This is a genomic window from Halomonas sp. OfavH-34-E, from assembly GCF_024124525.1.
GTDB lineage: Bacteria > Pseudomonadota > Gammaproteobacteria > Pseudomonadales > Halomonadaceae > Halomonas > Halomonas litopenaei.
This window is the reverse complement of sequence record NZ_JAMXRY010000032.1, coordinates 38,045-59,018: the sequence shown is the minus strand read 5'-3', so window position 1 is coordinate 59,018 and position 20,974 is coordinate 38,045. Positions and strand designations below refer to the sequence as shown.

The window sequence follows — 20,974 nt, the reverse complement described above, 5'->3', positions numbered from 1 at the left end:
CGGCTTGCGACTCGCCGGACTTCTGCTCGACAGACTTCTGCTCGTGCTCGTCGGGCTCTTGCTTGTCGGGCTCAGGTTCAACGGGCGCCTGCTCGGCAGGGGTGGACGGCTCGGCAGGCGCCGGCGCTGCCGGCTCGACAGGCTCCGGCACCACCGCCTCGGCGGTCTCGGTCGGCTCGGGGCCAGGTTCCCGGCCCTGCTGGGGCGGCTCGGCATCCGACGGTGAGCGTTGCGACAGCTCGTCGCCGCGGGGCTGTTCAGTGTCCCTGTCAGTTTCCCTGTCAGCTCCCCTGTCAGCTCCCCTGTCAGCCTCTCTGTCAGCCCCTGGCTCAGCCTCCCTGTCAGCCGCACCTTCCGCCTCATCTGCAGACGACTGATCGACGACTTCCTGGTCCTTGGCGGGTTCTTCGCCCGTGTGCTTCTTCTTGCGCTTGAAAATACCGAACATGGATGACCTGACGCCTCAGCCGGTGAACGAACCGCCACATCCTACCACCCTGCCCGCTCGCTGTGGACACAGGGCAGCCCCGAGGCGGCGACGCGACGCTGCCCACAGCCTGCCACAGAAGCGATGGCGAAGGCATGACGACACCCGGCCATGGGGGTAGAATCGCCGCCCATGAGTCGACAACGTCCTTCAAGAAACCGTCCGCGCGGCGGCGCCGGAAAACCCCGCTCGGGCAAGAGTCCCGCGAGCGGTCGGCCGCCTGGCAAGCTGCGTATCATCGGTGGCGAACACCGCCGCCGCCAGCTTCCGGTGCTCGACAAGCCCGGCCTGCGCCCGACCCCGGACCGGGTGCGCGAGACCCTGTTCAACTGGCTCGGGGGCGAGCTTTACCGCGTCCGCGTGCTCGATCTGTTTGCCGGCACCGGTGCCCTGGGCCTGGAGGCGCTGTCGCGTGGCGCCAGCGAGGCCCTGTTCGTCGAGCGCGATGCCCAGGTGGCCCAGGCCATCAGCGATAACCTGGCGACGCTGGCGATCGATCGCGCCCAGGTGCGCCGCACCGACGCCGCCGCGCTGCTGAAAGACGATACCGCCAGCCCCTTCGACCTGGTGTTTCTCGACCCGCCCTTTCGCCAGGGCCTCGCCGAGCCATGCTGCCAGGCCCTGGAAGCCGGCTGGCTGGCGGATGAGGCCTGGATCTACGTGGAGGTCGAAAGCGGTCTGGTTCCCGCCGTGCCCCACACCTGGCAGCTACACCGAGAGGTCCGCGCCGGAGACAGCATGGGGCGTCTGTATCGACGCAGCGAAAGCGACGCCGACTCGCTCAAGGACGCTGCGCCTGAGAGCTGAGCCGGCAGTACCCCAAGCACGCGACCGTCGTAATTCCTGAGCCGAATCAGCAAAGCAGCCCCGTCGCCGCCCGGCGACGCTTGTTCGCCGGCGGCGGCGGCGTTACGCTCGTTCCATCGGGGCGCGCGTCGCGCCTTCACCCCACGTCATGTCAGGAGACGAGGATGAGCACGGAACTCTTCAACCAACTCGAAAAGAAGGTCTCCAGCGCCCTTGAGGCCCTGGAATTGCTGAAACTGGAAGCCGAGGAGTTGCGCGAGGAAAACGCTCGCCTGAAGCAGGATCGCGAAGAGTGGGAACGTCGCCTGACCGCCATCCTGGGCCAGCTCGATGAGGTGGAAGGCGAAACGGGCAATACCGAACAGGCGCCCGCCCATAGCCTCTGACCTGCCTTGTGTGCCGGCAGTGTCGACTCGAACGGCCGACTCGAACGGCTGATACGAACGATCGACACGAATGAAAAGGGCTCCCCATGGGGAGCCCTTTTGCATTGCGCGTACGATGAATGCACGGAAGCCGTGCGCTTCAGGCTGTTTCAGTCAAGCGCCAGCGACATCAGCAAGGCATCGACACGCTCGCCGCCATCGGCCAGCGGCGGATAGTAGCCGCGACGCACACCATCCTCGGCGAAGCCGGCGGCTCGGTAGCAGGCGATCGCCGCGCCGTTGTCGGCACGCACCTCCAGCAGCAGTCGCTCCGAGCCCCACTGGCGCGCTACCGCAATCAGGCTTGTCAGCAGCCGTGCGGCAAGCCCTTGGCGGCGAGCTTGCGGGGCCACCAGGATCGCTTCCAGCTCGGCCTCGAAGGGCTGGCGTGCCAGCAAGGCGTAGGCGTGAATAGCCCTCTGCCCCGTCATGCCCGCATCAAGGCCGCCTTCAACGCCGACATCACCCGCCGGACCCAGCCGATCGATCCCCAGCAGCAGGCGCTGGTCATCTTCCAGTGCCTGAGCCAGTGCCTGAGGGCTGGACAACGGCGCTGACGGCATCGCTTCCAGTCGCAAGAGGGCGTCAAGATCGGCGGCGCCGAGGACACGGACAGGACCGTAGACACCGCTATGCGGACAGCTCTGCTGGCCCGCTGTCGCCTCAGGCGCCATCGCTGTCGTCTCTTGCACCATCGCCTCCAGCACCATCACCTTTCGCGCCGTCACCCCACTGCGCCTGCCAATCGCCGATCTGCGCCCACAGCCTGCGCTTGGCCTCGGCACCGACGCCGTCACCGGCGAGCAGTTCATCGAGCCCCGGGCCCTGCCACAATGGCAGCGCCAGGGTCTGGCTGCGCGGAGGCTGCGCGCTGTTGTCGGTGGCGTCAGACGGGGCCAGTGCTTGCATCAGCGCCTCCTGGCGGCCGAATACCAGTACCCGCTCCGGAGCCCAGCCACGACGTGCCCGACCGGCCACAAAGGCCTTCAGCCCCTGACGCGCCTCGTCCAACGGCCGCCTGACCGGCAAGCCTTCTTCCAGTGGCCAGGCAAGGGAGTCGAATACCGGTCGCTGCGACGGCCTGACCCCGGCGGCGGTCAGGATATTGAGCAGAAGCCGCTGGTGCAGGGGCCCCAGCGGTTCGTCACGGGCGACCAGCAAAAGCCAGCGACCGTCGAGACAGGCCACCTGACAGCCGAAGCGCAGCGGCTCGGCGCCTTCCTCCGCCTCATCCTCTGCCGGCATGGCCGTGGGGGCCGTCGCCGCACCGTCGTCTGCATCGGGCACGATATCACCGAGCAGCGCCCTGGCCTTGCGCGGACCAGCCGGCGCCTGGGGTGCAGGAGCCTGGACGGCAGAGGACGAATCAGCGACAGCGGCCTGCTCGGTCGCCCCGGGGGAAGTGTCGCCGCCGGCCGAGGCGGGCATGTCTTCGAGCAGCGCATGCAGGCCCTTGGCACCGGGCTGGGGCCGCTCCTCTGGTACCGGCTCGGGCCAGTCGCAGGCTTCGGTCTCGCGGGCGTTGGGCAGCTGGTAGCGGGCCACCCAGGCGGTCAGCCCCATGGCATCCAGATAGGCGAGCCGTGTCGGCTCCGGCGTCACGAGCGTGAGCCGCCCATGCAGTTGGGCGAGTCCGGACGCGGTGCGCTGCGGCTATCCCATTCACCGGGGGTGTAAAGGTGCAGCGCCAGGGCGTGGACCGGGCCGGACAGTTCATCGGCCAGCAGCGAGTAGATCTGCTGGTGGCGCTTGACCGGCATCAGCCCGGAAAAGCGCTCGGAGACCAGGGTCACCTTGAAGTGGGTTTCCGAGTTCGGCGGCACGCTGTGCATGTGGCTCTCGTTCTCGACCACCAGTTCGGTGGGCTCCAGGGCCTTTAGCTTGTGTTCGATGGTCGCCTGAATACTCATGATGGGTACTCGCGTCTGTGACGGTTAATTTTGTACATACTGTGCCATTGTACGCCCTCGCCCAGCCGCTGACTAAGCCCGATCCGCGACCCGGTTCGGGGAGTCCTCGCCCACTCGTTCGGAGTAGCCGGCGCGCGCGGCCTTCTTCTGCTCCCGCGCCGCACGATACGCACGATGGGCCCGGGGGATACGCACCAGGCTGATCACCAGCGCCAGCAAGGTGGTGGCAGCGCCGACCCACAACGCCTGCTGAACGCCGGCGCCGGCGGCCAGGCACAGCCCGACCAGGGCCACCCCCAGCGACTGTCCCACCGTGCGGGTGGTACTCATCACCCCCGAGGCGTTGGCGCTGCGGGCCTTGGGCACGCTGGTCATCAGTTCACGGTTGTTGGGCGGCTGGAACAGGCCAAAGCCTGCGCCACACAGGGCGGTACGCCACAGGCTGTCGATCGCGCTGGCGTCCTGCGGCAGCGCCGCCAGGCTGACCAGCCCCAGCAACAGCATGACCAGGCCGACGCTTGCCACCACGCTCGGGTTGAAGCGATCGGCCAGACGACCGGACAGCGGCCCGACCACCATGATGGTCAGCGGCCAGGGGGTAAACAACCAGGCGGTATGCAGCGCCGAGTAGCCCATCTGCTGCTGGTAGAGAAACGACAGCGCAACGAAGGTCAGCCCCTGTCCGATGAAGGCGGTGCCCTGGGCGGACACTGCCAGGCTGAAACGCGGTTCACGAAACAGCCCCAGCGGCAGCAGCGGATGGGGAGCCCGCCCCTGGCGACGGATAAAGGCCACCGCCGACACCACCGTCACCGCCAGCCAGGCCAGGATCTCGGCCAGCGGCGCGCGATGACCGACGGCGTCCATGCACATGAACAGTCCCGCCAGCATGGCCATGGAGGCCAGGGCGCCGAAGGCGTCGAAGTTGCCCTCGCGGCGTTCCTCCCTGGGCAGGGCTCGCCAGGCCATGACCGCGGCGGCGGCGCCCAGCGGCACGTTCAGGGCGAACAGCCACGGCCAGTTGGCCACCGACAGCACCAGACCACCGATCGACGGGCCGGCGGCGTAGCCCCCCGCCACCACCAGCGACGACAGGCCCAGGGCGCTGCCGAGCAGGCGCGAGGGAAAGATCGAGCGATAGAGGCTCGGCCCGATCGACAGGGTGGCGGCGGCGCCGACGCCCTGCAGGGCACGAAACACCAGCAGGGTCTCGAAGTTGGGCGACAGCGCGCTGCCTAGCGCCGCCACTACGAACAGGGTGAGCCCTGCCACGTAGACCTTGCGCCGACTGAGCAACTCACTGGCGGCGGCGAACACCAGCAGCATGGCCGCGCAGACCACCTGGAACAGGTTGGTGATCCACACCGCGCGGGCATCGGACACGCCCAGATCCCGCGCCATGGAGGGCAGCGCGATATTGATCATGGTGGTGTCCACCACCGCCATCAGGGTCCCCAGCACCAAGGCGATGACCGCCAGCCGTCGCTCCGGCCCGGGCAGGCCGTCGTCGCCGTCACGAGTGGAGAACAGTCGACTCATCGGGGCAATTCCTGGTGTTGTCTAGGCGGGTGTTGTCTTGCATCGGGGTGGTCAGGCACAGGAGGTCATGCCGGCACGCAACGAGACCGGCCGTGGCCGGTCTCGTCGACACCTGCGGGGTACATCCGGCAGACACTGATCAGCGGCGGCAGGCCGCGCTGTTTCAGTCCTGCTCGAGGTCGGCCAGCAGTTCGTCGTCCACCTCGGAGATCTCAAGCGCAGCCTCGCCATCCAGATCGATCGCCAGATAGCTGTGCTCGACCTGCAAGAAGCGCTGGAACAGCTCCCAGTTCAGGGCCTCGGGCCACTGCCGTTCGTCCTCTTCCCAGGCGCGCAGTTCGTTCTCGAGCACCTCGAGATAGCGCTCGCGAACGAAGGCTTCCAGCGCCTCGGGGGTGTCCATCTCCGGGATCAGGTAGACCGTGCTTTCCCGGTCGACGTCGGCGAGCGTGAGGTCGTCATCGCCCATGGTCGGTTCCAGGGCATTGATCCAGTCAACAAAGTGCTGGGTGGGTCTGACGCTCAGGGCGGAGCGGTTGAGCAGTTTCATCGCGGTCTCCTCGACGTCGAATCGCAGCCATTATGGGTGCTAAGGGCCTCGCTTGCCAGCAAAAGCCCGGCCCCGCCGACAATCCATCGGCCCGACCCCGCCGACAATCCATCGACCCGACCACTGGGGACATTGTCCTCGGTGGCCAGGCCGAACGGCTCAGGCCTCGCCGGCTTCCGGGCGCATCGCCGGGAACAGCAGCACGTCGCGGATCGAGGGGCTGTCGGTGAACAGCATCACCAGGCGGTCGATACCGATGCCCTCGCCGGCGGTGGGCGGCAGGCCTACCTCGAGCGCGCGCACGTAGTCGGCGTCGTAGTACATCGCCTCCAGGTCACCGGCGTCCTTCTCGGCCGCCTGGGCGCGGAAGCGCTCGGCCTGGTCCTCGGCGTCATTGAGCTCGGAGAAGCCGTTGGCGATCTCACGGCCGCCGACGAAGAACTCGAAGCGGTCGGTGACGAAGGGATTGGCGTCGTTGCGCCGCGCCAGCGGGCTGACCTCGGCCGGATACTCGGTGATGAAGGTCGGCTGGTCCAGGCGCGCCTCGGCCACCTCCTCGAAGATCTCGGTCTGCAGCTTGCCGAGTCCCCAACCATCCTTGACCTTGATGCCGAGGCGCTCGGCCAGGGCACGGGCGGCGTCGAGGTCGTCGATGTCCGCGGCCTCGATGCCTTCGCCGTGAGCCAGGATCGCCTCGCGCAGGGTCATCCGCACGAACGGCTGGCCCAGGTCGTAGGTCGCTCCCTGGTAGTTCAGGGTGGTGGTGCCGAGCACCTTCTGGGCGATCTCGCGCAGCATCGCCTCGGTCAGATCCATCAGCGCCTGGTAGTCCACGTAGGCCCAGTAGAACTCGACCATGGTGAACTCGGGGTTGTGGCGGGTGGAGAGCCCTTCGTTACGGAAGTTGCGGTTGATCTCGAAGACCCGCTCGAAGCCCCCCACCACCAGGCGCTTCAGGTAAAGCTCTGGCGCGATACGCAGGTACATGTCGATGTCCAGCGCATTGTGGTGGGTGATGAAGGGACGCGCCGTGGCGCCGCCGGGGATCGGCTGCAGCATCGGCGTTTCCACCTCCATGAAGCCGCGATCCTCGAAGAAGCGGCGCATGGCGCTGATGATGCCGGCACGGGTCTCGAACACCCGGCGCGAGTCCGGGTTCATGATCAGGTCGACATAGCGCTGGCGGTAACGCGCTTCCATGTCGGTGAGGCCGTGGAACTTGTCGGGCAGCGGGCGCAGGCTCTTGGTCAGGAGCTTGGCCTCGCGCATCATCACGTACAGGTCGCCCTTGCCGGACTTGTGCACCGGGCCCTGGCCGGCCACGATGTCGCCGATGTCCCAGCCCTTGATGTCCTCGAGCAGGGCGGAATCCAGCCCCTTCTTGTCGACGTAGAGCTGGATCTGGCCGCTGACGTCCTGGATCACGATAAAGGGACCGCGCTTGCGCATGATGCGCCCGGCGACCGCGGCCTCACGGCCCAGCGACTCCAGCGCTTCCTTATCGTACTCACCGAGTTCCGCCTCGAGCTCGGCGGCCAGGCTGTCACGGCGAAAGTCGTTGGGGAAGGCGCTGCCGCCCTCGGCCTCGGCGCGCTCGCGACGAGCCGCCAGCTTGGCGCGGCGCTCCGCGATCAGGCGGTTCTCTTCGGCAACGGCGTCATTGGTGGAAGGCGTATCCTGGTTGGCCATGGCTACTCGTCTCTGTCACGGCAGGGAAGCCGCCACGGCGGTTCCCCGAACGGCCCCGGCACGGGACCCATGAATGGTGGTGGCGAAACGCCCCGGGGCCACTTGGCTCCCGGGGCGAGGTCGCGACGCGGTGGGCTTGGCGACGGTCGCTTAAAGCCCCTGCTTGAGGCTCGCGACGATGTACTGGTCAAGATCGCCGTCGAGCACCTTGTCGCAGTTGCTCGACTGCACGCCGGTGCGCAGGTCCTTGATGCGCTGGTCGTCCAGCACATAGGAACGGATCTGGCTGCCCCAGCCGATGTCGGCCTTGGAGTCCTCGGCCTCCTGCTTGGCGGCGTTGCGCTTCTGCATTTCCAGCTCCCACAGCTTCGCCTTCAACTGCTTCATGGCGAAGTCGCGGTTGGCGTGCTGGCTGCGCTGGCTCTGGCACGACACCACCACGCCGGACGGCTCGTGGGTGATCCGCACCGCCGAGTCGGTGGTGTTGACGTGCTGACCACCGGCGCCGCTGGAGCGGTAGGTGTCGACGCGCAGATCCGCCGGATTGATCTCGACCTCGAAGCTGTCGTCGATCTCCGGCGACAGGAACACCGAGGCAAAGGAGGTGTGGCGGCGGCCGCCGGAGTCGAACGGACTCTTGCGCACCAGACGATGCACCCCGGTCTCGGTGCGCAGCCAGCCGAAGGCGTACTCGCCCTGGACGTGCACCGTGGCCGACTTGATCCCGGCCACTTCACCGGCCGACAGCTCGATGATCTCGGCCTTGAAACCGTGGGACTCGGCCCAGCGCAGATACATGCGCAGCAGCATGTTGGCCCAGTCCTGGGCCTCGGTGCCGCCGGAGCCCGCCTGGATGTCGAGATAGGCGCTGTTCTCGTCCATCTCGCCGGAGAACATGCGCCGGAACTCGAGCTTCTCGAGGTTGGCCTGCATCGAGGCCAGTTCCTTCTCGACCTCGGCCACGGTGGCCTCATCGTCTTCCATCTCGGCCAGCTCCAGCAGGTCCCGGCTGTCGCCGAGGCCCTGGTCCAGCTCGTCGATGGTGGCGACCACCAGTTCCAGCGAGGCACGTTCCTTGCCGAGCTTCTGGGCGTAGTCCGGGTCGTTCCAGACCGCCGGGTCCTCAAGCTCGCGGGTGACTTCCTCTAGCCGATCTTTCTTTTCGGCATAGTCAAAGATACCCCCTCAGGACGTCTGTCCGCTCAGACAGGTCCTTGATGAGGTTGTGAATCGGGTTGGTTTCCAACATGAAGTTCGCCTTTTGTCGTCCCTCGCCGGGTGCCGGCGTGCGCTCGCGATGCGCCGGTGGCGATGGGCCAGTTGCGATGATCGTCGGCCAGGCCGCGATAAAGGGGATGCATTGTAGCCAAAACGTCTAACCCCGTCATCCTGCTCCTGCCATCGAGCCCCCTTGCCACAAGGGCTCCCACGGGGCTATCGACGAAACGCAAGACGTCATGAAAATTTTCGTCTGGACAGCACCGGAGCCACGGCGCGATGGTCGATATCGACTAAGCGGGCTTAGCCGGTGTCGCACGCCTTGTGCGGCCTTCCCACAATGGCCGTGGTCGCAGCGAACCGCGCTGCCAACGGCCCGGCCCGCGACAACAATGCCAACACGAACAAGGAACTGACATGATCGCGAACCGTGCTCGCTGGGCCCGCCGCCTGGCGCTGGCCTCCGGCCTGACCCTGTCCTCGCTGGCGGCCGCCATCAGCGCACCGGCCATGGCCGAGACCCTCGATCTTGGCGTCACCGGCGAACTCGCCTCCTTCGACACCTCCCAGATCTCTGGCGGCGTGTGGGAGTCCCAGATCCTGATGGACGTTTACGAGGGCCTGGTCAAGAACGCCCCGGACGGCGAGATCCTGCCCGGCATGGCCACCGACTGGGAGGTCTCCGAGGACGGCAAGACCTACACCTTCAGCCTGCGCGAGGATGCCCGCTGGTCCGACGGCGAGCCTGTCACCGCCGAGGACTTCGTGTTCGGCTGGCGCCACCTGCTGGACCCGGCCAACGCCTCCAAGTACGCCTATATGCTCTATCCGGTGGTCAACGCCAGGGAGGTCAACACCGGCGAGCTGCCCCTGGAGGAGCTTGGCGTGGAAAGCCGCGACGAAGGCCGCACCTTCGTGGTCCAGCTGACTCAACCGACGCCCTACTTCCTGCAGCTGCTGACCCACTACACCGGCTACCCCCAGCCACAGCACACCTTCGAGGAGTACGGCCGGGACTACGTGGATCTCGACAATATCGTTACCAACGGTGCCTTCACCCCCACCGAGTGGATCTCCCAGTCGCGCATCACCGTGGTCAAGAATCCCGAGTACTACGAGGCCGACCAGGTGGCGCTGGACGGCGTGCGCTACCACACCATCGAGGATCGCAACGCCGGCGTCTCGCGCTTTCGCGCGGGCGAGCTGGACATCATGACCGAGTACTCCTCGAGCATGTACCCGCTGTTGAAGGAAGAGATCCCCGAGGCCACCCACATGGCCACCTACCTCGGCAGCTACTACTACGTGTTCAACCACCGCGACGGTCATCCCACCGCCGACCCCAGGGTGCGCGAGGCGCTCAACATGGCGGTGCGCCGCGACGTCATCGCTCAGCAGATCATGGGCGGCACCTTCCAGAAATCGCTGTCCTTCGTGCCTGACGGCATCGATCACTACCAGGTGCAGAACACCAGCTTCGAAGACGCCGACGGCAATGACATCACCGATGACATGAACGCCCGCATGGCCCGCGCCAAGCAATTGCTGGAAGAGGCCGGCTACAGCCAGGAGTCACCGCTCGAACTGCGCCTGCGCTACAACACCACCGACGAGCACAAGAAGATCGCGGTGGCGGTGTCGTCCATGTGGCGCCCGCTGGGTGTCGAGGTGGAGCTAGTCAATGCCGAGGCCACGGTGCACTACCAGACCATCGCCGAGGGAGACTTCGATGTGGCCCGGGCCGGCTGGATCGCCGACTACAACGACGCCGAGAACTTTCTGGCGCTGCTGCGTTCCGGCGTCGGCAACAACTACGGGGCCTACGCCAACGAGGAGTTCGACGCCCTCTACGACCAGGCCGCCGCCACCCTGGACCTGGATGAACGCAAGGCCGTCATGGAAAGCGCCGAGGCCCTGGCCATGGACGACGACGCCCTGATCCCGATGCTCTACTACGTCTCGCGCAACCTGGTGAACCCGAAGATCAGCGGCTGGGAAGACAATATCGAGGACGATCACCCGTCTCGCTGGATCTCCTTCGACGAGTAGCAGCGCTGGGTTTGTAGATAGCAGCGCTGGGACTTGTAAACAGCAGCGCTGGGCTATCTTCAAGGACTCGCTTCAAGGACTCGCCTCCACCAGGAGGCGAGTCCCCTACCGATGCTCTGCCTACCCCACAAGGACTTCACTATGGTCTCCATGGACGCCTTTCGTCCGCTGGCACTTGCCGGCCTGATGGCAACGACAAGCCTCGGACTCTGTCTGCCCGCTGCCGACGCCCAGGCCGCCACCCTGCAGGTCGGCAACGGCGCCGAACCCAGCACCCTGGATCCGCAGAAGGTCAACGGCAACTGGGAGAGCCGGATCACCCGCCAACTGTTCGATCGTCTGATCAACTACGGCCCCGACGGCGCGCTGGTGCCGGGCCTGGCCGAATCCTGGGAGCTGTCCGACGACGGTCGGGTCATCACCTTCCGGCTGCGCGAGGCGCAGTGGTCCGACGGCGAGCCAATCACCGCCGACGACGCCGTCTTCGCCCTGCGACGCCTGGTGACGCCGGCCACCGCCAACCACAACGCCAATCTCTACTACCCCATCATCAACGCCCGGGCGATCAACACCGGCGCGGCCGAACCCGAGAGCCTCGGCGTCACCGCTCTGGATTCCCACACCCTGGAAATCCGGCTGTCCGAGCCCACCGCCTACTTTCTTCAGGCCATGGCAATGACCGAGGCCGCACCTCTGCCCCGCCACCTGCTCACCAGCGACGTCGAGGACTGGACCCGGCCAGGCACCCTGGTGGCCAGTGGACCCTTCGTGCTCACCGACTGGAAGCCCCAGGACAAGGTCGAGGTGGCGCGCAACCCTCGCTACTACGCCGTCGATGAGGTGGCACTGGAGGGTGTCGACTTCCACGCCATCGAGGACACCTCGGCGCTGATGAACCGTTTTCGCTCAGGCGAGCTCGACATCGCCTACGGTGCGGTGCCTTCCGCGCGCTTCGAGTGGGCCCAGGAGAACCTGGGCGAGTCGCTGCGCGTCGGGCCGCTGATCGGCAGCTACTTCTATATGCTCAACCTGCGTGAAGGCACGCCGCTCAGCGATGAGCGGGTGCGCGAGGCGCTGAACCTGGCGCTCGACCGCGAGGTGATCACCGAGCGCCTGCTGGGCATGGGCCAGACGCCGTCCTACTGGTTTGTGCCCCGCACCATCGCCTCGCCTACCTCGGCAAGCCTCGACTTCCATGATCAGGACATGGACAGCCGCCGGGCCAGGGCCCGGGAGCTGCTGGATCAGGCCGGCTACGGGCCGGATCGACCGCTTGAACTTGAGCTGTCCTACAACACCCTGGAAGACCACAAGAAGATCGCCGTGGCCATCGCCGCCATGTGGCGCCCGCTGGGGGTGGAGATCGAGCTGGTCAACCGCGAGGCGGCGGTGCACTTCGCCGGCCTGCGCCAGGGCGACTTCGAGATCGCCCGCTACGGCTTCGTGGCCACGGTCAACGACCCCTACGACTTCCTCAACGCCTACGCCGCGGGAGGCTCGGCGGCGGCCAGCACCGGCTACGCGGACCCCGAGTACGACGCCCTGGTCGAGGCCAGCACCCATGAGCTCGACGCGGACCGACGCGCCGCGCTGATGAGCGAGGCCGAGCAGCGCCTGCTGGAAGCCGACGTGATGCTGCCGATCTACGACTACGTGGTCGTCAACCTGGTCTCGCCGGACGTCAAGGGCTGGCAGCCCACGACGCTCGACGTGCATCCGCTGCGCTACGTGTCCGTGGACGCCGACGCGCCCTGACGATCACCCGCTCCAACCCCATCGCGGGCGCGGCCAGGGATGGCCCGCCCTCCATGTCAACCGAGGAACGGCGCCATGCTGAGCTACACCTTGAAACGCCTGGCCCAGGCCATACCGACGATGCTGATCGTCATCACCATCGCCTTCTTTCTGATGCGCATCGCCCCCGGCGGGCCCTTCGACGGCGAGCGCGCCCTGCCGCCGGAGATCGAGGCCAACCTGATGGCCGCCTACCACCTGGACGAACCGCTGTGGCAGCAGTACTTCCGCTACCTGGGCAACCTGGTCCAGGGCGACTTCGGGCCCTCGTTCAAGTACAAGGACTTCACCGTCACCGAGCTGATCATGCAGGGCTTCCCGGTAAGCCTGCAGATCGGCGGCCTGGCGATCCTGCTGGCGCTGGCGATCGGCCTGCCGCTGGGCATCATCGCCGCACTCAAGCGCAATACCGCCGTGGACTACACGGTGATGGGCACGGCGCTGGCCGGCATCGCGGTGCCCAACTTCGTGGTGGCGCCGGTGCTGGCGCTGGTGTTCGGGGTGCTGCTCGGCTGGCTGCCGGCGGGGGGCTGGAACGACGGCGCCCTGCCCAACCTGATCCTGCCGGTGATCGCGCTATCGATCCAGCAGATCGCCTACATCGCGCGGATGATGCGCGCCAGCATGATCGAGGTGATGGGCAGCCACTATATTCGCACCGCCCGAGCCAAGGGACTGACCGAGGCCGAGGTGGTCTGGCGCCACGCCCTGCGCCCCGCCCTGCTGCCGGTGACCTCCTACCTGGGCCCGGCCATCGCCGGCATCATCACCGGCTCCGTGGTGATCGAGCAGATCTTCGGCATCCCCGGCATCGGCCGCTACTTCGTCCAGGGCGCGCTCAACCGCGACTACACCCTGGTGATGGGCACGGTGGTGTTCTACGGCGCCCTGATCGTGTTGATGAACCTGATCGTGGACCTGATCTACTCGGCCCTTGATCCCCAAATCCGCTATGACGACTGAGGCGACGCCATGAGTACCGATTCCCTCGCCCCGACCGCCGCCCCCGTCGGCGACAGCCTCGGCCGCGACGCCTGGCGCCGGCTGAGCCAGAACCGCGCGGCCATGGCCAGCCTGTGGCTGCTCGGCCTGATGACCCTGGCCTGCTTTATCGGTCCCTGGCTGACCCCCTGGGGGCTGGCCGACGTCGACTGGAACGCCTTCGACGTGGGCCCGACCCTGGAAGGCGGCCACTGGCTCGGCACCGACGCCAACGGCCGCGACCTGCTGACCCGCACCCTCTATGGGGGCCAGGTGTCGCTGTCGGTGGCGCTGGTGGCGACCTTCGTCAGCCTGATCATCGGGGTGCTCTACGGCGCCGTGTCCGGCTATGTCGGCGGGCGCGTCGACAACCTGATGATGCGCTTCGTCGACATCATGTACTCGCTGCCGTTCATGTTCCTGGTGATCCTGCTGATGGTGGTGTTCGGCCGCAACATCTTCCTGATCTACGCCGCCATCGGCGCGGTGGAGTGGCTCGACATGGCGCGTATCGTGCGCGGCCAGACCCTGGCGCTCAAGCAGCGGGAGTTCGTCGAGGCGGCCCACGCCCTCGGCGTCAAGGACGGCAAGATCGTCACCCGCCACCTGATCCCCAACGCCATCGGCCCGGTGATCGTCTACGTCACCCTGACGGTGCCCAAGGTCATCCTGCTCGAGAGCTTCCTGTCGTTCCTCGGCCTCGGCGTGCAGGAGCCGCTGACCAGCTGGGGCGTGCTGATCTCCGAGGGTGCCGACATGATGCAGACCTCGCCCTGGATGCTGCTGGTGCCCTCGGTGTTCCTGGCGCTGACGCTGTTCTGCCTGAACTTCCTCGGCGACGGCCTAAGAGACGCCCTGGACCCCAAGACCCGCTGATCGACGACGGAGACGCGACCATGACCGACACACAACCCAAGAACCCCCGTCGTCCCGCCCGCGAGGCGCTGCTCGAGATCGAGGGGCTCAGCGTCAGCTTCGAGCTGCCCCACGGCACCGTCCAGGCGGTCAGGGACGTCAGCTTTGCCATCAATCCCGGCGAGACCCTGGCGCTGGTGGGCGAATCCGGCTCCGGCAAGTCGGTGACCTCCACCGCCGCCATGCGCCTGCTGCCGGAGCTCGCCCGGGCCGAGGGCGTCATCCGCTTCAAGGGCGAGGAACTGCTGGGTGCCACCGCCAAGCGCATGCGCCGGATTCGCGGTGGCAATATCGCCATGATCTTCCAGGAGCCGATGACCTCGCTCAATCCGCTGCACGGCATCGGCGACCAGATCAAGGAGGTGCTCGACCGCCACCAGAGCCTCAAGGGGCGCGCCGCCACCGCCAAGGCCATCGACCTGCTCGAGCAGGTCGGCATCCCCGAACCGGCAAGGCGGGTGTCGAGCTACCCCCACGAGCTGTCCGGCGGCCAGCGCCAGCGGGTGATGATCGCGATGGCCCTGGCCGGCGAGCCGGAGATGCTGATCGCCGACGAGCCCACCACCGCGCTGGACGTCACCGTCCAGGCCCAGATCCTCGAGCTGCTCAAGGACCTGCAACGCCGCTACGGCATGGCGATCCTGTTCATTACTCACGACCTGACCATCGTCAAGCACTTCGCCGACCGGGTCTGCGTGATGCGCCACGGCGAGCTGGTCGAGCAGGGTGAGACCCGGGAGGTCTTCGCCAACCCGCGCCACGAGTACACCCGCATGCTGATCGACGCCGAGCCACGCGGGCGCAAGGCGCCGGTGGCCGACAGCGAGCCCATGGTGCTCGAGGCCAAGGACATGCGCGTACGCTTCGCCCTCAAGAAGCGCCTGTTCGGTCCCAGCGAGTACTTCGAGGCGGTGCGTGGCATCGACGTCAGCATCCGTCGCGGCCAGACGGTGGGCATCGTCGGCGAATCGGGCTCCGGCAAGTCGACCCTGGGCCGCGCCCTGCTGAGGCTGCTCAAGAGCCAGGGCGAGATCCGCTTCCACGACACCCGCCTCGACGTGCTGGACAAGACCGCCATGCGGCCGATCCGCTCGAAGCTGCAGGTGGTGTTCCAGGACCCCTACGGCTCGCTGTCGCCGCGGCTGACCGTTGGCGACATCATCGGCGAAGGGCTCAAGGTCCACGCCCCGCACCTGTCCCGCGCCGAGCGCGAGGCCCAGGTGATGGCGGCGCTCAAGGAGGTGTCGCTGGATCCTTCGATGCGCAATCGCTACCCCCACGAGTTCTCCGGCGGCCAGCGCCAGCGGATCGCCATCGCCCGGGCGCTGGTGCTCAAGCCGGAGTTCCTGCTGCTCGACGAACCCACCTCAGCGTTGGACCGCTCGGTGCAGGTCACCGTCATCGACCTGCTGCGTGACCTGCAACAGAAACACGGCCTGACCTACCTGTTCATCAGCCACGACCTGGCGGTGGTGCGAGCACTGGCCGACACCGTGCTGGTGATGAAGGACGGAGAGATAGTGGAACAGGGCAGCGCCGAGGCGCTGTTCGCCGCGCCGAAGACCGAATACACCCGCAAGCTGCTGGCCGCCGCCATGCTCGATCAGGTGGCCTAGGCCAAGCGATCTACGAGCTCTACCTACGTAACGTAACAGGCGCTGCTTGAGCAGCGCCTGTTGTGCGAAGGCAGCGGCCGCTGCTTTGGCTCGTATGAACGTCTCTACTCTGTCGGATGCTCGCCTGCGTAGACACGCTCGGCCTGGGCCAGCGAACAGCTCATCAAGAGGTCCAGGGCACCCAGCGCCTGGTCGCTGACGAAGGGATGGGGATCGCCGGCTTGCCGCTGCTCCAACGCCTCGATCCGCGCCAGGGTGTTGTCGCGGGTGGGATGGTTGGACAGGAAGACGTCCACGCCCTGCTGTTCAGAGATCGTCTTCATTCGTGAGGCGGAGGCCGAGTACTCCCGCAAGCGGGCCTCGTCCGGCCCGAAGTTGAAACCGGTACCGCCCCACAGCACCGCCCGATGGGTACTGTCGCCATCCTTCAGCGGAATCACCAGCGACAGCGTGCCGAGGGTATGGCCGGGGGTCACGTAGGCCTCGAGGGCGGTATCGCCAAGAGTCAGGGTGTCGCCGTCGGCGATGGTGATATCGCGCACTGGAGGCTCGCCCCAGCGGGGATTGTCGATGGCCAGCTCCGGCTGTTCGAGGGCGGTCCAGTCCGCATCGCTCATGACCACCTGGGCTCCGTAGTTGTCGACCAGGTACTGCTGACCACCGTAGTGATCACCGTGGGCGTGGGTCACCACCAGATAGGTGATGTCCTCGGGATCCAGGCCCAGATCCACCAGCCCCTGCTCGATAAACTTCTGCGCTTCCTCGTTGTTGTTGAGGGCATCGATCAGAATGATCCCCTCGTTGGTGGTCAGCGCCCAGCTGGCGACGCCGGGCGTGCCGACGTAGTAGAGATTGTCGAATACCTGGGTCGGCATCGGCTCGGCCGGGCCGCGCTGGCGCCGGTCATCGCGACTGGACTCACGACGCTCCCGCTCTGCCGCCTCGCCTTTCGGACGCTGGCCCGCCACCTTGAGCCTGGCCGACAGGTCACACAGGCTGGACAGCCCGGGGAAGGCCTGTCCGGCCGCCAGGCCCCGCTCAGCCAGCTGCTCGGCCAGCTGCTCGGGCAGCTGCTGGGGAGGTTCATCCACCGCCAGGGCGGTCTGACTCAGGGTGAGGCTTACCACGGCCCCTGCGATCATCGCTTTCATGGTCCTTCCTGTTCGCTGCTGTTCGTTTAGGTGGATCGCTGCGCGCTTTAGAACTCCAGGTCGAGCCCGACCCAGTAGCGCCGTCCATCGTCCACATGACCGAAGTTATCGAACTCGATGTCCTTGTCGGTCAGATTGTAGATGCCGGAAAGCACACGGATCTGTCGTGTCGCCTGCCAGCTGAGCCCCGCGTCCCAGGTAGCGTAGGATGGGGCCCGGATGGAGGTGCTGCTGTTGCTTGAGAGGTTCACCGGCTGGCTTTCTTCGCCGCGGAAGGTAAAGCGCAGCCAGGGAACGAGGGCCTCGGTGGCCTGCCAGTTGACGGTGGTATTGAACAGGTGGCGAGGCACCTGGGTCAGCGGCTGACCCTCGTTGTCACCGCTCTTCTGTTCGGAATCGGTGTAGGTGTAGGAGGCCTGGGCCTGCCAGCGTTCGCCGATCGGCATCTGGACACCAGCCTCGATGCCCTTGGTGATGGCGTCATCGATATTGACGTTGGTGCGGGCGTCCGGGTCGCCGGCCGCCGCATCACCGCAGTCGCGATCGCCACAGGCGATGGTGGAGATCTTGTCATCGAAGTCGTTGTAGAACAGCGTCAGGCTGGCCTGAAGGCCGTTGGCGCCGTCATGGACCAGCCCCATCTCGTAGCTACGGGACTCTTCCGCGTCCAGATCCGGGTTGCCGTAGATATCGCCGCCCCGGCTCTCCTGGACCCAGTCGCCTGACAGCTCGCGCAGGTTGGGCGCGCGGAACCCGGTGGACATACCGCCCTTCAGGGTCCAGTCGGGCAGCAGGCTCCAGACACCGTAGAGTCTTGGGCTGTAGTGGTCGCCGAAGAACTCGTGATCGTCCATGCGCAGCCCGGCGGTCAACGAGAAGCTGTCGGTCAGATACCATTCGTCTTCGAGAAACAGCGCGTACTGGTAGACGGTGATCTCGTCGGTGCCTGCCAGGGCGTTGGTGGTGGTGTCCTCGAGTTTCTCGTCCTCCCAGGTGCCGCCGAAGGTCACGAAGTGGTCGCCCAGCGGCAGTACCCAGCGTGAATCCGCCACCGTATTGTGAATCTCGATATCGCGACCGACGTTGTCGGTTTCCTCCAGCTGCACGTAGGAATCCGAGGTCAGCAACCCCCAGTTGCCCTGGTGGGACAGCGCAACGGTCTTGTGTCGATTTTCGGTCTCGGCGTCGCTCGAACGCTCGGGCAGCGAGAATCCGGCACGACTGGTGCGATCCTGCTCTCGTCGACTGACATCAAGCGAAAGTGAGTGATCGGGCGTGGCCTCCAGCGACAGCCGCGCGGCCAGGTTGGAAAACTCGCGCTTGGCATAGCCGCGCTCGATCTTGTCCTCCTGGCGATGCTGGTACTGACCGGTCAGCTGCAACCCGAGGACGTCGTCGGCCAGCGGACCGGACACATACAGCTGATTGTTGAATTCGTTGCCGGAGTCACTGTCTTCCTGAATCGTCGCCTCGGTACGCAGTTGGGTGACCCAATCCTCCGCGACCTTGCGGGTGATGATGTTGATGACTCCACCGATGGCATCGGACCCGTACAGGGTCGACATGGGGCCGCGGATAACCTCGATACGCTCGATGGCGCTCAACGGTGGCAGCCAGTCCTTCTGGAAGCCGCCCCCGCCGCTCGGCTGGGATTCCCGCGAAGTCTGCCGGCGACCGTCTACCAGCCACAGGGTGTACTGCGCCGGCATGCCACGCAGGCTGACGTCTTCGCCATCGCCACCGCCGGTCACCACGACGCCGGGCACATCCTGTAGCGCATCGGTGATGTCCCGGTAGGCACGTTTTTCAAGCGATTCCCGGGTCACCACGCTGATCGAAGCCGGTGCCTCGGTCTGCGTCTGCTCATAGCCCGCAGCGGTAACGACGATATTGTCCAGGGCGAGATCCTGTTGCGCCTGAACAGACAGGGAAGCCGCCCCCAGGGGCAGAACAGACCAGCGAATCATCAAGCGAAGGGACATCCGGAGCACCAGGTTGTTGTATTGACCAAATACGATTGATTCGCAATGTTAACCAACCGGGATACGTCCAGACAGCGTTTAGCGATCAGAAAACCGGCAAACCGATGCAACGGGATGTTCGACAATAGTGGACTTCGCCGATTCGCGTGCTATCACCCTGACGGTGAAGCATCGCTGTTGTTACCCCCTGCCCTTCCAGAAAGGCCTCCACTTGCAACGCTGATATCTTCTCTTGGCATGGCTGGCTTCCACGAACGACAGCGCCCCCTCCTGGGAGGGGGCGCTGCGCAGGGTCTGACTATGTTCTAGCGGAAGCCAATATCGGTCGCCTGGACCGAGGTGGTGGCCGGTCAGAAGCGATAGGTCAGAAGCGATAGGTCAGCTGGGCACCGAAGGCCTGGGCGGTGTTTTCGAAGTCCGCCTCGTAGGTGCCGCGATTTTCCTCTTCCTGGGACAGCTCGGCGTCGGATTCGTGGATATAGGAGTAGGCCACGTCCACGGTCAGATCCGGGGTCGGGGTCCAGCCGGCACCCAGCGAGAAGATGATGCGATCATCAGACGGCACACGCACGCTGCGGTACTCGTCCTTGATCGGGGTCTCGTCGTAGGCGAGGCCAGTACGCAGCACCCACTGGGGGTTGAGCTGATAGGCGGTACCGATGGAGTACTGCCAGCTGTCCTCATAGTTCTGGGCCTCGACGATCTCGCGAACATCGTTCTCGACACGCAGCTCATCGAACTCGCTCCAGTTGGTCATGGCGGCGCCGGCCATCACCGTCCAGCGATCATTGAGCTCGTGGGTTACCGAGAAGTCCCACACCTCGGGCAGGGTGATCGACAGATCGGCGTCGACTTGCTGGCTCGCAGTGCCTACAGGGACTACGGGGCCGATACCAGCAACGACCGTCGGGTCACCCTGTCCACGTACATTGGTAAAGCGCGCCTTGCCTTCGAGGTCATACTCCACCTCAGAGTGGTAGGCGAAACCGAAGGTGGTGTGCTCCCAGGGCTTGTACATGGCGCCGAAGGTAAAGCCCCAGGCGTTATCGTCACCCTCGATGTCCACATCCCCTTCGCCTGCGACTCCGGTAGGAGTGAAGGCACCGGTTTGGTCAAAGAAGCCCACCGGGCCTCCCTGAGTATTGGCAGTCAGCTCACCATCGATCTGGTTGTAGGTCAGGCCAAAGCCGGCCGAGAACTGCTCGCTGAACTTCACCGAGATGGTCGGCTGAACGGTGACCACCTCGACCTTGCTGCGATCGCCGAAGAAACGGCCCTGGAACTGGCCTTCGTAGTCGGTGATCAGACCGAAGGGCGCGTAGACACCGAGGCCAAAGTGCAGGTTGTCGTTGATCGGCTGGACGTAGAAGCCGAAGGGAATAAAGGTGTCCGGCACCATATCGCCTTCGTTGGAGCCCGTGGCGCTGCCGTCGGCATTCTTGATGTCGGTGTCCACGGTCAGGAAGGCGGTACCGGCGGTGACCTGGGCACGATCGAGAAACGACATGCCGGCCGGGTTGCCGAACACGATGGTGGCGTCGGTCACGGTGGAGGCACGGCCCGCGTTGGAGGTGCCCTGGCCACTTACACCCTGCTCGTTGAGCTGAAAGGCGCCGGCCATCGCCTGGCCGGAAAGAGCAGCGGTGGCCACGGCAACCGCCAGGGTCAAAGGCTTGAAGTTGTTGTGCATCATGTCGGCGTCCTTATTATCAGCAAGCGTGTCGGCGTACTTGTTATGGCGTAGTGGTTATTGTGCAGTTGCGTCCGCACACTTGTCCGGGCGCAGTTCCTTTCGAGCACTCTTTGTAATTTGTTTGACCTGAATTGCTTGGCCCTGTCGACGGGCCTGCTCGCAGTGTTT

At 65.8% G+C, this 20,974-nt stretch carries 17 protein-coding genes and 1 pseudogene; 7 read left to right on the top strand and 11 right to left on the bottom strand.

Annotation, left to right across the window (positions count from 1 at the left end; all coding sequences use genetic code 11):
- A pseudogene (locus tag NH448_RS14680) lies at positions 1 to 448 on the bottom strand (hypothetical protein); the annotation flags it as partial.
- 171 nt (positions 449 to 619) lie between these two features.
- Here NH448_RS14680 and rsmD point away from each other — a divergent pair.
- Together rsmD and zapB are read left to right on the top strand one after the other, a co-directional pair.
- Complete coding sequence (gene rsmD, locus NH448_RS14675) at positions 620 to 1,294, top strand: 16S rRNA (guanine(966)-N(2))-methyltransferase RsmD (RefSeq protein WP_253028931.1); 675 nt, start codon at positions 620 to 622, stop codon at positions 1,292 to 1,294.
- A gap of 164 nt (positions 1,295 to 1,458) precedes the next feature.
- Positions 1,459 to 1,680 carry a cell division protein ZapB gene (zapB, locus tag NH448_RS14670; protein WP_045991307.1) on the top strand — a complete coding sequence of 74 codons (222 nt, stop codon included), beginning with the start codon at positions 1,459 to 1,461 and terminating at the stop codon, positions 1,678 to 1,680.
- 149 nt (positions 1,681 to 1,829) lie between these two features.
- Here zapB and NH448_RS14665 read toward each other — a convergent pair whose 3' ends face one another.
- From NH448_RS14665 to prfB, 7 genes are all read right to left on the bottom strand, one after another.
- Positions 1,830 to 2,411: a GNAT family N-acetyltransferase gene (locus NH448_RS14665; protein WP_253028930.1), complete on the bottom strand. Its 582-nt coding sequence runs from the start codon at positions 2,409 to 2,411 to the stop codon at positions 1,830 to 1,832.
- A complete protein-coding gene (locus NH448_RS14660) occupies positions 2,383 to 3,321 on the bottom strand; it encodes a hypothetical protein (protein WP_253028929.1) in 939 nt (312 codons plus the stop codon). Before NH448_RS14660 ends, NH448_RS14665 begins: the two co-directional genes overlap by 29 nt.
- Complete coding sequence (locus tag NH448_RS14655) at positions 3,318 to 3,629, bottom strand: BolA family protein (protein WP_045991309.1); 312 nt, start codon at positions 3,627 to 3,629, stop codon at positions 3,318 to 3,320. The genes NH448_RS14660 and NH448_RS14655 overlap by 4 nt, the downstream gene beginning before the upstream one ends.
- Before the next feature lie 72 nt (positions 3,630 to 3,701).
- Positions 3,702 to 5,168 (bottom strand): MFS transporter, encoded by a 1,467-nt coding sequence (locus tag NH448_RS14650; RefSeq protein WP_108131212.1) that lies wholly within the window; start codon positions 5,166 to 5,168, stop codon positions 3,702 to 3,704.
- Between the two features lie 163 nt (positions 5,169 to 5,331).
- Positions 5,332 to 5,718 (bottom strand): hypothetical protein, encoded by a 387-nt coding sequence (locus NH448_RS14645; RefSeq protein ID WP_045991311.1) that lies wholly within the window; start codon positions 5,716 to 5,718, stop codon positions 5,332 to 5,334.
- A 159-nt stretch (positions 5,719 to 5,877) separates the two neighbouring features.
- Positions 5,878 to 7,407, bottom strand: coding sequence for a lysine--tRNA ligase (gene lysS / locus NH448_RS14640; RefSeq protein WP_124804943.1), 1,530 nt, complete (start codon positions 7,405 to 7,407; stop codon positions 5,878 to 5,880).
- A gap of 150 nt (positions 7,408 to 7,557) precedes the next feature.
- A protein-coding gene (gene prfB, locus NH448_RS14635) for a peptide chain release factor 2 (RefSeq protein WP_197037043.1) occupies positions 7,558 to 8,656 on the bottom strand; the annotation gives its coding sequence in 2 pieces (ribosomal slippage) (positions 7,558 to 8,580 and positions 8,582 to 8,656; 1,098 coding nt in all).
- A 386-nt stretch (positions 8,657 to 9,042) separates the two neighbouring features.
- On the opposite strand from prfB, the gene NH448_RS14630 reads away from it, so the two are divergent.
- The 5 genes from NH448_RS14630 (at position 9,043) to NH448_RS14610 (ending at position 15,980) form a co-directional block, all read left to right on the top strand.
- Positions 9,043 to 10,674, top strand: coding sequence for a peptide ABC transporter substrate-binding protein (locus tag NH448_RS14630; RefSeq protein WP_045991314.1), 1,632 nt, complete (start codon positions 9,043 to 9,045; stop codon positions 10,672 to 10,674).
- Between the two features lie 141 nt (positions 10,675 to 10,815).
- Entirely contained in the window at positions 10,816 to 12,429 is a 1,614-nt protein-coding gene (locus NH448_RS14625) for a peptide ABC transporter substrate-binding protein (protein ID WP_239452499.1), read from the top strand.
- Between the two features lie 75 nt (positions 12,430 to 12,504).
- Entirely contained in the window at positions 12,505 to 13,431 is a 927-nt protein-coding gene (oppB, locus tag NH448_RS14620; RefSeq protein ID WP_045991315.1) for an oligopeptide ABC transporter permease OppB, read from the top strand.
- Positions 13,432 to 13,440: 9 nt separating this feature from the next.
- Positions 13,441 to 14,325 (top strand): ABC transporter permease subunit, encoded by an 885-nt coding sequence (locus tag NH448_RS14615; protein ID WP_045991316.1) that lies wholly within the window; start codon positions 13,441 to 13,443, stop codon positions 14,323 to 14,325.
- A 20-nt stretch (positions 14,326 to 14,345) separates the two neighbouring features.
- Complete coding sequence (locus NH448_RS14610; protein ID WP_253028928.1) at positions 14,346 to 15,980, top strand: ABC transporter ATP-binding protein; 1,635 nt, start codon at positions 14,346 to 14,348, stop codon at positions 15,978 to 15,980.
- A gap of 104 nt (positions 15,981 to 16,084) precedes the next feature.
- Here NH448_RS14610 and NH448_RS14605 read toward each other — a convergent pair whose 3' ends face one another.
- From NH448_RS14605 to NH448_RS14595, 3 genes are all read right to left on the bottom strand, one after another.
- Positions 16,085 to 17,131, bottom strand: coding sequence for an MBL fold metallo-hydrolase (locus tag NH448_RS14605; RefSeq protein WP_108131208.1), 1,047 nt, complete (start codon positions 17,129 to 17,131; stop codon positions 16,085 to 16,087).
- Between the two features lie 47 nt (positions 17,132 to 17,178).
- Positions 17,179 to 19,113, bottom strand: a complete 1,935-nt coding sequence (locus NH448_RS14600; RefSeq protein WP_222515704.1) for a TonB-dependent receptor — start codon at positions 19,111 to 19,113, stop codon at positions 17,179 to 17,181.
- Positions 19,114 to 19,477: 364 nt separating this feature from the next.
- The gene (locus NH448_RS14595; protein ID WP_308812410.1) at positions 19,478 to 20,806 is read right to left on the bottom strand and encodes an outer membrane protein transport protein; all 1,329 of its coding nucleotides are present in this window, start codon (positions 20,804 to 20,806) and stop codon (positions 19,478 to 19,480) included.
- Positions 20,807 to 20,974 lie beyond the last annotated feature (168 nt).

Bases quoted from the DNA above. Each gene is read 5' to 3' on its own strand.
- NH448_RS14605 (WP_108131208.1), bottom strand. From the start codon at position 17,131: ATGAAAGCGATGATCGCAGGGGCCGTGGTAAGCCTCACCCTGAGTCAG.
- NH448_RS14595 (WP_308812410.1), bottom strand. From the start codon at position 20,806: ATGATGCACAACAACTTCAAGCCTTTGACCCTGGCGGTTGCCGTGGCC.
- NH448_RS14650 (WP_108131212.1), bottom strand. From the start codon at position 5,168: ATGAGTCGACTGTTCTCCACTCGTGACGGCGACGACGGCCTGCCCGGG.
- oppB (WP_045991315.1), top strand. From the start codon at position 12,505: ATGCTGAGCTACACCTTGAAACGCCTGGCCCAGGCCATACCGACGATG.
- NH448_RS14655 (WP_045991309.1), bottom strand. From the start codon at position 3,629: ATGAGTATTCAGGCGACCATCGAACACAAGCTAAAGGCCCTGGAGCCC.
- NH448_RS14625 (WP_239452499.1), top strand. From the start codon at position 10,816: ATGGTCTCCATGGACGCCTTTCGTCCGCTGGCACTTGCCGGCCTGATG.
- NH448_RS14600 (WP_222515704.1), bottom strand. From the start codon at position 19,113: ATGTCCCTTCGCTTGATGATTCGCTGGTCTGTTCTGCCCCTGGGGGCG.
- NH448_RS14610 (WP_253028928.1), top strand. From the start codon at position 14,346: ATGACCGACACACAACCCAAGAACCCCCGTCGTCCCGCCCGCGAGGCG.
- NH448_RS14645 (WP_045991311.1), bottom strand. From the start codon at position 5,718: ATGAAACTGCTCAACCGCTCCGCCCTGAGCGTCAGACCCACCCAGCAC.
- lysS (WP_124804943.1), bottom strand. From the start codon at position 7,407: ATGGCCAACCAGGATACGCCTTCCACCAATGACGCCGTTGCCGAAGAG.
- NH448_RS14615 (WP_045991316.1), top strand. From the start codon at position 13,441: ATGAGTACCGATTCCCTCGCCCCGACCGCCGCCCCCGTCGGCGACAGC.
- NH448_RS14630 (WP_045991314.1), top strand. From the start codon at position 9,043: ATGATCGCGAACCGTGCTCGCTGGGCCCGCCGCCTGGCGCTGGCCTCC.
- zapB (WP_045991307.1), top strand. From the start codon at position 1,459: ATGAGCACGGAACTCTTCAACCAACTCGAAAAGAAGGTCTCCAGCGCC.
- rsmD (WP_253028931.1), top strand. From the start codon at position 620: ATGAGTCGACAACGTCCTTCAAGAAACCGTCCGCGCGGCGGCGCCGGA.